Source organism: Streptomyces atriruber, from assembly GCF_001418325.1.
GTDB classification, from domain to species: Bacteria; Actinomycetota; Actinomycetes; order Streptomycetales; family Streptomycetaceae; genus Streptomyces; species Streptomyces atriruber.
Map to the genome: position 1 here is coordinate 1 of NZ_LIPN01000035.1, position 6,272 is coordinate 6,272.

At 74.5% G+C, this 6,272-nt stretch carries 5 protein-coding genes and 1 pseudogene; 2 read left to right on the forward strand and 4 right to left on the reverse strand.

All coding sequences use genetic code 11. The features are described 5' to 3' along the window. A partial coding sequence (locus AOK03_RS04445) for a helicase-associated domain-containing protein (RefSeq protein WP_055563825.1) occupies positions 1-2,246 on the reverse strand: 2,246 nt, incomplete at its 3' end. Positions 2,247-2,383: 137 nt separating this feature from the next. Here AOK03_RS04445 and AOK03_RS04450 point away from each other — a divergent pair. Beyond that, positions 2,384-4,024, forward strand: a complete 1,641-nt coding sequence (locus tag AOK03_RS04450; protein ID WP_055563826.1) for a DNA repair helicase XPB — start codon at positions 2,384-2,386, stop codon at positions 4,022-4,024. Between the two features lie 25 nt (positions 4,025-4,049). On the opposite strand, the gene AOK03_RS04455 is transcribed toward AOK03_RS04450, so the two are convergent. The 3 genes from AOK03_RS04455 to AOK03_RS04465 all read right to left on the reverse strand — a co-directional run bounded on the left by AOK03_RS04455 (position 4,050) and on the right by AOK03_RS04465 (position 5,822). Next, entirely contained in the window at positions 4,050-4,430 is a 381-nt protein-coding gene (locus tag AOK03_RS04455; protein ID WP_055563827.1) for a hypothetical protein, read from the reverse strand. Further along, complete coding sequence (locus tag AOK03_RS04460) at positions 4,363-5,562, reverse strand: glycosyltransferase 87 family protein (RefSeq protein ID WP_244177478.1); 1,200 nt, start codon at positions 5,560-5,562, stop codon at positions 4,363-4,365. Before AOK03_RS04460 ends, AOK03_RS04455 begins: the two co-directional genes overlap by 68 nt. A 71-nt stretch (positions 5,563-5,633) precedes the next feature. Beyond that, a complete protein-coding gene (locus AOK03_RS04465; RefSeq protein ID WP_055563828.1) occupies positions 5,634-5,822 on the reverse strand; it encodes a hypothetical protein in 189 nt (62 codons plus the stop codon). Positions 5,823-6,017: 195 nt separating this feature from the next. Here AOK03_RS04465 and AOK03_RS04470 point away from each other — a divergent pair. Beyond that, positions 6,018-6,272, forward strand: a pseudogene (locus tag AOK03_RS04470) (HAAS signaling domain-containing protein); the annotation flags it as partial.

The following is a 6,272-nucleotide window of genomic DNA, read 5'->3' on the forward strand; positions in this document are numbered from 1 at the left end:
GGGGTGCGGTGGGCGTGCGCGCGGGTGATCAGGACGTCGCCCTCCGCGCTCTCCGCCGCGGGCGCGAAGCCCATCGAGCGCAGCCCGTCGAGGAGCGTGCCGGGATCCGCCTGGGCGGCGAGCACGGTGGGCGCGAGACGGCGCAGCCGCAGGCCCTGGGCGCGCTTGTCGGCGAGGATCTCGTTGAGCAGGGCCTCGTCGTCGCAGCGCACGTACGCGCAGGCGGCGCCGATCCGCAGGTGGCCGTGTTTGCGGGCCACGTCGTCGATCAGATAGGCGAGCGGCTGCGGAACCGGCGTACGCGAGTGGGCGGCGAGGAAGGCGTGCAGGTCGGACGCGGACTGCCCGGCGTCGAGCGCACGGCGCACGGAGCCAGGCGTGAAGCGGTAGACGGTGGCGCCGCCCTTCGACTCGACGTCGGCGAGCACGGCGAGGGCGTCGCCGAGCGGCCGCTCCAGCGGGCCGGGCGCCACCGCGGTGAGGTCGGCCTGGAGCAGGACGTGGTCCAGGGGCTCGGGGAGGAGCGGGGCGAGGAGCCGGGCGGCGCGGGCGGCGGCGACGCCCTGCTGGGCGGGGGCGGCTGTGCTCCCGGCGGTCCCGGTGTTCCCGGCGCGGTCGGCTTTCCCGGCGCGGTCGGTGTTCCCGGTGTTCCCGGTGCTCTCTGCGGTCCCGGCATCCCCGGCCTCGGGCAGCAGCGCCCGGCCGTGCGACGACAGCGCGCCACGCCCCGTGACGCCCAGCAACTCGGCCTCGTTCAACGTCCATTCGGCGATGCGGGAGCGCAGGTCCTGCGGGGTCGGCGAGTCGGACGGGTTCGCGGCGCCGTCCTGGCCGGGGCGGCCGCGGGAGGCGGACGGGCGCTCCCAGTGGAGCCGGGCCCGCAGCGACTCCGGCACGGGCGCCGTGCCCTCGGGGAGCGTGCCGACGAGCGCGAGGACCCGGTGGCGCACCTCGGGGGCCGCCGAGCGGTCCAGGTGCGGGCCGAGCGCGGAGAGCGTGCGGTCCTTGCCGTCGCGGCCGCCCACGAGCCCCGCCGTGCGTGTGGCCGCGAGCCAGGCCGTGGCCAGCGCCGACCAGCGCTCGGGCGCGGGCAGCTCCTGCCACTCGTCGTACGCGGGCGTCGCCGCGTACCGCTCGTCGGCGTCGCCGTCGGACGCCAGCAGGCCCGCCGCGTAGGCCAGTTCGACCCAGAACGCGGCCAGCGGCTCGGACGTGTCGAGCGCCACCGCCGTCCGCTTCAGGTCGCGCACGCTCAGCCCGCCCGCGCGCAGCACGGCGGGACCGCCCTCGTCCCAGTCCTTCAGCAGCTCCTCGACGGTGGCGAGCGCGGTGTACGCCTGCCCGGCGGCGGCCGCGTCCACAACCTGTGGACGGTACTCGCGCGCCGCCTCGACCGGGGGCGGCGTCGGCTCCGGTGTGCGGTGGGCGCGGCCCGCGCGCAGGTGCAGGGCCGCCTCCCGGGGCAGCACGACCGTGCCGGGCGCGGTGGGCAGCAGCAGCCCCCGGTCCAGGAGCCAGCGCAGGTGCCGGGCCGGGTCCGCGGTGACCTGGCCGTAGGGCGGCCCCCAGACCAGCCGGGACAGCACCTCCACGGACTCGGCGGGCGCCGCGTCCAGCAGCGCCGACATCCGGGTGCGGTCGGTGAACAGGGCGGTCAGCGACCGCACGGCCGACACCGGGTCGTGGGTGGTCGCCAGCCCGGCCGCCGCGACGATGTCCTGCACCCGGGTCGGCGACATGCCGGCCGTGGCCTCGGCGACGGTGGGGCCAAGCCCGGTCGGGGACGGATGCTGCGGGGTCGGGGCGAGGAGCTCGCGGGCGGTGCGCACGAGCCGGAGCCGGTCGTCGGGCCCCCACACCAGGGCCTGCTCGCGCAGGGTGCCGAGCGCCCCGGGCAGGGCCTGCGCGACGGCCGGGTCGCCCTCGTCACCGGCCAGCAGGTCGAGCACCTCCTCGTACGAGGCGGGGTCCTGCGCCACGGCGAGGGCCTCCGCGACCTGCTGCGCGAAGCGGTCGAGCCGCTCCAGGGCGCGCACCACCGAGGCGCGGGTCCCCGCACGGGTGGCGAGCTGCGTGAGGTCGTTCGGCACCGGGTTCAGGAGATCGGGCCGGGCCCGCAGCAGATCGGCGAGCGCGGCGTCCTCCCGCGACCTGAGCGCTTCGGCGAGGGAACGGGGCGTGTCCGCGGCACGCGACGGTGCGGGGTCGCTCGCGCTGTCCGTGGGCTGCGTCTCGTCGGTGCTCATCCGGTTCACGGTAGCGGGTCGGACCCGCTCCCCACCGCGCTGACGCCCGTCCCGGGAGCCGTCGGGGACCGCTTCCAGGGCGCGTACCGGCGCCGGTGCGGCACACTGGACGTTTGGCCTATGGAAAGGGCGCTCGCGTGAACGGACCCCTCATCGTCCAGTCGGACAAGACCCTCCTGCTCGAGGTCGACCACGAGCAGGCGGACGCCTGCCGCCGTGTCATCGCGCCCTTCGCGGAGCTGGAGCGGGCGCCCGAGCACATCCACACCTACCGGGTCACCCCGCTCGGGCTGTGGAACGCGCGGGCCGCCGGGCACGACGCCGAGCAGGTCGTGGACGCCCTCGTGGAGTTCTCGCGCTACCCCGTGCCGCACGCGCTGCTCGTCGACATCGCCGAGACGATGGCGCGGTACGGACGCCTCACGCTCTCCAAGCACCCCACCCACGGACTCGTCCTCACCACCACCGACCGCCCGGTCCTGGAGGAGATCCTGCGGTCGAAGAAGGTGCAGCCGCTCGTCGGCGCCCGCATCGACCCGGACACCGTCGCCGTGCACCCCTCCGAGCGCGGTCAGATCAAGCAGACGCTGCTGAAGCTGGGCTGGCCCGCGGAGGACCTCGCCGGATACGTCGACGGCGAGGCGCACAAGATCGACCTCGACGAGAGCGGCTGGTCGCTGCGGCCCTACCAGCAGCAGGCCGTCGAGGGGTTCTGGCACGGCGGCAGCGGCGTGGTCGTGCTGCCCTGCGGGGCGGGCAAGACCCTCGTCGGCGCCGGTGCCATGGCGCAGGCCAAGGCCACCACCCTCATCCTCGTCACCAACACCGTCTCCGCCCGGCAGTGGAAGCACGAGCTGGTGAAGCGGACCTCGCTCACCGAGGACGAGATCGGTGAGTACAGCGGGACCAGGAAAGAGATCCGGCCCGTCACCATCGCCACGTACCAGGTGCTCACGACCAAGCGGAAGGGCATCTACCCCCACCTCGAACTCTTCGACTCGCGCGACTGGGGCCTCGTGATCTACGACGAGGTGCATCTGCTGCCCGCGCCCGTCTTCAAGTTCACCGCCGACCTCCAGGCCCGCCGCCGCCTCGGACTGACCGCGACCCTCGTGCGCGAGGACGGGCGCGAGTCCGACGTCTTCTCGCTCATCGGGCCCAAGCGGTTCGACGCCCCGTGGAAGGAGATCGAGGCGCAGGGCTACATCGCGCCCGCCGACTGCGTCGAGGTGCGCGTCAACCTCACCGACAGCGAGCGGCTCGCGTACGCCACCGCGGAGGCCGAGGAGAAGTACCGCTTCTGCGCCACCACCGCGACCAAGCGGAAGGTGACGGAGGCGCTGGTCAAGAAGCACGCCGGGGAACAGACGCTCGTCATCGGCCAGTACATCGACCAGCTCGACGAGCTCGGCGAACACCTGGACGCGCCCGTCATCAAGGGCGAGACGACCAACGCGCAGCGCGAGAAGCTCTTCGACGCGTTCCGGGAGGGCGAGATCTCCGTCCTCGTCGTCTCCAAGGTCGCCAACTTCTCCATCGACCTGCCGGAGGCCACCGTCGCCATCCAGGTGTCCGGCACGTTCGGTTCGCGGCAGGAGGAGGCCCAGCGGCTCGGGCGCGTGCTGCGGCCCAAGGCCGACGGGCACGAGGCGCGCTTCTACTCCGTCGTCGCGCGCGACACCATCGACCAGGACTTCGCCGCCCACCGGCAGCGGTTCCTCGCCGAGCAGGGGTACGCGTACCGGATCGTCGACGCGGACGACCTGCTGGCCGGGTGACCGGACAGCCGGGCGGACGCCGTGCTCAGGTCCCGGCGAACAGCGCCGCCGGGACCATCAGCACCGACGTCAGGGCGAACGCCGTCCGCAGCCACGCCGCGCGCGAGCCGCGCGGCGTGAGCCAGCCCGCCGTCAGACAGCCGAGGCCCCCGAGCGTCCCGAGGACGTGCCGGGCCACCAGGTCCTGGTGCGCCGCCGACGACGCGTCGCCGAGCTCCGCGTCGAGCGCGACCAGGTACCAGCCGAGCGTGACGAGCAGCACCACGACGGGCGTCGCGAGCGCCAGGGCGAGGATGCGGGACGGGCGCGGGACGGGGTGCGCGGCGGCGTAGGCGGCATTACGTGCGGCCCACTCGTCGCGGGGCTCCGTCCCGGGGGGTGTCTCCCCGTGCGTCTCGGTGTGCATGAGGCGAGTCAACCCCCGGGCGCGGGCCCGGCACCTCTGTCCGCGTACTCAGATGCGTACTCAACATCGGCGGCAGCGTCAGCGCGACCGGCAGCGCCAGCGCGAGCAGCGCGTACGGCGAGGCCAGCGGCTGCTGCCACCACGGCAGCGCCAGGTCCAGGTCGCCCTCGTGCGGGAGCAGCCAGAACGTGCGGGCGGTGAACAGCACGGCCACGGCGGCCGCCAGGTGCCGCCGGCCCTCGGCGACCAGGACGGCGAGCAGCGGCACGCACCACACCCAGTGGTGCGACCAGCTGATGGGGGAGACCAGCAGCGCCGTGCACGCGGCCAGGAGCAGCGCGCGGGGCTCGCCGGGCGTGCGGCGGACCGCCCAGAGGCCGACGGCGGCGGTCACGGCCGCCGGGACGGCCCAGGCCGGGCCGGGCGTCGCATCGTGCAGCAGCCGGGCGACCAGGCCCTGCAGCGACTGGTTGTCGACGATCCACGCCTTGCCGACCCGCCCCGTCTCGAAGATGCGCCGCGTCCAGAACTCCACGCTCGCCGCGGGCAGCACCAGCGCGCCGAGCAGCACGGTGCCCGTGAACCCGGCGAGCGCGACGGCCGCCTCGCGGCCGCGCCCGCGCAGCAGGAGGTACCCGACGAAGACGGCGGGCGTCAGCTTGATCCCGGCCGCGACGCCGAGCGCGAACCCCTTGCCGAGGGAGCCCGGCGGGCGGGTGAGGTCCCACAGGACCAGACAGGCGAGCGCGAGGTTGATCTGGCCGAACAGGACGGTCTGGAAGACGGGTTCGAGCCACAGGGCGAGGGCCGTGGCGGCGCAGAGGAGCGGCGCGCGGGCGGCGAGACCGGCCAGGTCGCAGGAGAGGCGGACCAGGAGGGCGAGCAGGGCGACGTTGCCGACGAGGAAGACGGCCTTCAGCGCACCCAGCGGGAGCCAGGTCGTCGGGACGAAGAGGATCGCGGCGAACGGCGGGTAGGTGGCGGGCAGTTCCCACTCGGTGACCGTGAACCCGTACAGATCACTGCCGTTGGCGACGGCGGCGCCCTCGGCGCGGTAGACCAGGGTGTCGGCCATCGGGACGTGCTGCACGACGCAGAGGACGGCCAGCGCGGCGACGGAGACCGCGAGCAGCACACCGGCTGCGAAGGGTGAGAGTTTCGTCACGATCCGTGGTGTCACGGCGTGACTTTACGCGACTGGCGTCAGCGGGTGCGCACGCCTGCTTCCTCGGCGTACTCACCGAGCACGACGACGCCGAACGCGGCGCTCACGAGGACCTTGGCGGCGCGCAGGGCACCACCGAGGCGGTGCGGGTGCCGGGCGCCGTGCGGCGCGGCACCGGGGTCTGCGGACGACGGGACGGACGCGGGGGTGAAGGTGGTTGCGCTCATGTCTCCATGATGGTTCTGCCCCGTCCCGCGCACATCGGCCTGCGGTGCAACCCGCCCCGGCCCCGCCGTGCAACCTGCGGTGGAGCCCGTAGGCCTTGAGGATGACGGCGCCCCCTAGGGAGCCCGGAGAAGGTACCGTCGGGAGCGCTGGGTACAACCGCGGCGCGTCAACGCAGCCGCCCCGGAGGGGACTTCGTGGGGATCGAGAGCGATCAGCTGGTCTTTGACTATCTGAGCCGGGTCGGAGACCTGGCCCAGCAGCGGCAGTTGCCGTCCGGCGACCGGATGCGGCTGGTCTCCGAGCTGCGGAACCGCATCGACCGCGGCCGCGACAAGGCCGTCGGCGACAACCCCGCGGCCGTCCGCCGCATCCTCGCCCGCCTCGGCACCCCGGAAGAGGTCGTGGAGGCGGCGGGCGGAACCTCCTCGGCCTCCTCGGCCTCCTCGGCC